Genomic DNA, 3717 nt, shown 5'->3' with positions numbered 1-3717 from the left:
ACGCAGTGGTGGTCAGAGCACCACGCCCGGCTGGAGGAAATCGCGGCCGCGTCGTCCCGGGTTCTGAAAGGCTGACCGGCATGGCCTCAGATCCGAAAGCCGACCTGCACCGCTATCTCCGCACGGCCCGCGAGGTCCTGCTGTGGAAGCTCGAGGGCCTGTCCGAGTACGACGCCCGGCGGCCTCTGACACCGACCGGGACGAACCTGCTGGGCCTGATCAAGCACGTGGCCACCACCGAGCAGGAGTACTTCGGCGCGTGCCTGGGCCGCAAGTTCCCCGAGACGCTGCCGTGGATGGAGGCGATCGAGAGCGGGAGCGACCCGAACGCGGACATGTTCGCCACGGCCGACGAGTCCCGTGAGGACATCCTGTCGCTGTACGCCCGTGTCGGGGAGTTCGCCGACAGCGTGATCTCGGAACTGCCGCTGGACGCGCCGGGCGTGGTGCCGTGGTGGCCGGAGGAGCGCCGGTACGTGACGCTGCACCTGCTGCTGGTGCACATGATCGCGGAGACGAACCGGCACGCCGGGCACGCGGACATCCTGCGCGAGGGCCTGGACGGGCTGGCCGGGTTGCGCGACGGGGTGTCGAACATGCCGGAGCAGGACTGGGCGGCGTACCGGGAGAAGTTGGAGCGGGTGGCGCAGGAGTCGTCGGACCAGGCGTGACCCGCCCGGCCCGACGACCTGCTAGCGGGCGGAGAAGAACTTGAGGACGTCGGACACGTAGAGGTCGGGCACCTCGACGGCCGGGAAGTGGCCGCCTGAGTCGTACTCGGTCCAGTGCTCGGCCTCGTGCGCCGGGTCGAGCAGCGAGCGGATACCCGTGTCCGCGGCGAAGGTCGCGAACCCGGTGGGCGCGGCGGCGGCTCCCCAGGTGCCGGGGGCGTTCATGGACTCGTAGATGAACTCGGCCGAGGTGGCGCCAGTACCGGTGAACCAGTAGATCGACACGGCGGTCAGCAGGGCGTCGCGGTCGACGACCGAGCACCAGGCGTGGAACTTCTCGTAGATCCACGCGAGCAGGCCGATCGGCGAGTCCACCAGTGAGGCGCCGATGGTCCACGGCTTGGTGGACATCAGCTGGAGGTAGCCCAGGCCGGTGGCGACGAGGTCGTTGAAGCGCTCGGCACGGGCGAGCTCCACGCCGGACAGGCCGGACAGGTCCAGCGGGCCGCCGAAGGGGTGGGCGCTGGGGCCGTTGATGTGCATGGCGGTGACGGCCGGGGTGAGGCGGCTCATGGCGCCGGCGATGCCCGCACCGACGTCACCTGCCTGGATGCCGTAGCGGGGGTAGCCGAGCGAGTCCATGAGCCGCACGAACGCGGCAGCGGTGCGGGAGACCTCCCAGGCGCCGGTCACCGGCACGGAGAAGCCGAAGCCCGGGATGGACGGCACGACCACGTGGTGGTCGTGGGCGAGGTCGGCGATCACGGCGCTGTACTCGGCGAACGTCGAGGGCCAGCCGTGGATCAGCAGCAGCGGCAGGGCATCGGCGCGCCGGCCGCGGACGTGGACGTGGACGAAGTGGATTCGCTGGCCGTCGATCTCCGTGACGAACTGCGGGAAGGCGTTGAGCCGGGCCTCGGCGGCGCGCCAGTCGAAGCCGTCGGCCCAGTACGCGGCCAGCGAGCGCAACTCGGCCACCGGGACGCCGCGGTTCCACTCGCCGGAACCGGACTGGGCGGGCCACCGGGCGCTCTGCAGGCGCCGGCGCAGGTCGGAGAGGTCGCTCTGGGGGATCTCGACGCGGAATGTGTTCATGGCTGAAACACTAGGAACCATTGCGGAAAGGTTCGTTCCTCATTCGCGGGGAGGGTGGAAGACATGTTGGAGACGTCGGCGCGGTTGCTGAAGTTGTTGTCGTTGCTGCAGTCCCCGCGCGACTGGAGCGGGCCTGAGCTCGCCGAGCGGCTCGGGGTGACGACCCGGACCGTGCGCAACGACGTCGACCGGCTGCGCAACCTCGGCTACCCGGTGCACGCGACGCCCGGACAGGCGGGCGGGTACAAGCTCGGCGCCGGGGCCAGCCTGCCGCCGCTGCTGCTGGACGACGAGGAGGCGGTCGCGATCGCGCTCAGCCTGAGCACGCAGGACTCCGACACCGCCGCGCAGGCGCTCAAGAAGCTCGAGCAGGTGCTGCCGAGCAGGCTCCGGCACCGGCTCAGCACGCTGCAGGAGTACACGGTCGGCACGGCCGAGGAGCTTGATCCGCACGTCGCGACGAGCATCGCGAACGCCTGCCGCGCGCGGGAACGGCTGCGGTTCGACTACGTGACGTTCGACGGCGGGCAGGACCGCCGCGAGGTCGAGCCCTACCGCCTGGTCCACACCAGGGGCCGCTGGTACCTGGTCGCGTGGGACGTCGGCAGGAACGACTGGCGCACGTTCCGGGCCGACCGCGTCCAGCCGCGCGTCCCGAACGGCCCGCGTTTCACCCCGCGCGAGCTGCCCGACCTGGAGGCCTACCTCAAGCAGGGCCTGGCGACGGCGGCGTGGCGGTTCCGGGCGACGGTCACGGTGCACGCGCCGGCGCACGAGGTCGCGGCGAAGGTTCCGGCCGCGCTGACCGAGGCGATCGACGACGCGACGTGCCGGATGACGGCGGGGTCGGACACGCCGGAGATGCTCGCGGTGTACCTGGGGATGCTGGGGTGCGACTTCGAGGTCGGCGGACCGCCCGAGCTCGTTCACCACCTGGGAAAGGTGGCTGACAGGTTCCGCAAGGCGATCAATACTGCGGGGCATGGGTAAGGAATACGAGCGCATCGAGCCGCGGCTGTGGGAGTTCATCGAGAACCAGAAGGTGTTCTTCGTGGCCAGTGCGCCGTTGTCCGGTGACGGGCACGTCAACCTCTCGCCCAAGGGCCGTCAGGGCACGCTGCGGATCCTCGACGACCGCACGGTGGCCTACCTGGACTTCGGTGGCAGCCACGCGGAGACGATCGCGCATCTGCGGGAGAACGGCCGCATCACGTTGATGTGGTGTGCGTTCGAGGGTCCGCCGAACATCGTGCGCATCCACGGCCGTGGTGAGGCCGTGTTCCGCGACGACCCGCGTTTCGCGGAGCTCGTGCAAGGCTTCGGTGAGGCCGACGGGCCCGCGCTGAGGGCCGTCGTCGTCGTCACGGCCGAGCTGATCTCCGACACGTGCGGGTTCGCGGTGCCGTTCATGGACTACCGCTCCGAACGCGACCTGCACGCGGACTACTTCGGCCGCAAGACCGACGAGGAGTTCCGCGCGTACACCGACAAGAAGCCCTACAACATCGCGAGCATCGACGGTCTGCCCGCGGTTCCGCTGCCCTTGCCGCCTCGCTGAAAAATTCTTGGGACCCGATGTAGAGAACACGGCGGCGGCTCCGTCCCCTGGGCATGACGACGAACGAGATCACCGAGGTCCTGAACCGCCCGCTGAGCCAGGAGCTGCTGGCCCGCGACATCACCCGGCTCGCGTACGTGGCCAAGGACGGGACGCCGCGCACGATCCCGATCGCGTTCACCTGGAACGGCGAGCAGATCGTGCTGTGCACGTCGAAGAACGCGCCGAAGCTGCACTCGCTGCGGGCGAACCCGGCGGTGGCGCTGACGATCGACACCGAGGTGCACCCGCCGAAGATCCTGCTGATCCGCGGCACGGTCGAGCTGGACCCGGTCGACGGCATCCCGGACGAGTTCCTGCGGATGAACGGCACCTACGCGATGAGCGCGGAGC

Annotated in this window: 5 protein-coding genes; 4 read left to right on the top strand and 1 reads right to left on the bottom strand. The window is 69.9% G+C overall.

The window, feature by feature from the left end; all coding sequences use genetic code 11:
• The first annotated feature begins 80 nt into the window (after window positions 1–80).
• Entirely contained in the window at window positions 81–671 is a 591-nt protein-coding gene (locus UK23_RS44085) for a DinB family protein (RefSeq protein WP_045317802.1), read from the top strand.
• Between the two features lie 21 nt (window positions 672–692).
• Here the strand turns inward: UK23_RS44085 and UK23_RS44080 are convergent, their stop codons facing one another.
• The gene (locus UK23_RS44080; protein ID WP_231114960.1) at window positions 693–1766 is read right to left on the bottom strand and encodes an epoxide hydrolase family protein; all 1074 of its coding nucleotides are present in this window, start codon (window positions 1764–1766) and stop codon (window positions 693–695) included.
• A 63-nt stretch (window positions 1767–1829) separates the two neighbouring features.
• On the opposite strand from UK23_RS44080, the gene UK23_RS44075 reads away from it, so the two are divergent.
• The 3 genes from UK23_RS44075 to UK23_RS44065 form a co-directional block, all read left to right on the top strand.
• The gene (locus UK23_RS44075; RefSeq protein WP_045317800.1) at window positions 1830–2756 is read left to right on the top strand and encodes a helix-turn-helix transcriptional regulator; all 927 of its coding nucleotides are present in this window, start codon (window positions 1830–1832) and stop codon (window positions 2754–2756) included.
• Window positions 2749–3324 (top strand): pyridoxamine 5'-phosphate oxidase family protein, encoded by a 576-nt coding sequence (locus tag UK23_RS44070; protein WP_045317799.1) that lies wholly within the window; start codon window positions 2749–2751, stop codon window positions 3322–3324. The genes UK23_RS44075 and UK23_RS44070 overlap by 8 nt, the downstream gene beginning before the upstream one ends.
• A gap of 53 nt (window positions 3325–3377) precedes the next feature.
• On the top strand, window positions 3378–3717 hold a 340-nt coding region (locus UK23_RS44065; RefSeq protein WP_045317798.1), incomplete at its 3' end, for a pyridoxamine 5'-phosphate oxidase family protein.

The organism is Lentzea aerocolonigenes (genome assembly GCF_000955955.1).
GTDB lineage: Bacteria > Actinomycetota > Actinomycetes > Mycobacteriales > Pseudonocardiaceae > Lentzea > Lentzea aerocolonigenes_A.
This window is presented reverse-complemented; position numbering and strand designations above follow the sequence as displayed.

Coding starts and splice junctions, on each gene's coding strand:
- UK23_RS44075 (WP_045317800.1), top strand. CDS start 1,830: ATGTTGGAGACGTCGGCGCGGTTGCTGAAGTTGTTGTCGTTGCTGCAG.
- UK23_RS44070 (WP_045317799.1), top strand. CDS start 2,749: ATGGGTAAGGAATACGAGCGCATCGAGCCGCGGCTGTGGGAGTTCATC.
- UK23_RS44085 (WP_045317802.1), top strand. CDS start 81: ATGGCCTCAGATCCGAAAGCCGACCTGCACCGCTATCTCCGCACGGCC.
- UK23_RS44080 (WP_231114960.1), bottom strand. CDS start 1,766: ATGAACACATTCCGCGTCGAGATCCCCCAGAGCGACCTCTCCGACCTG.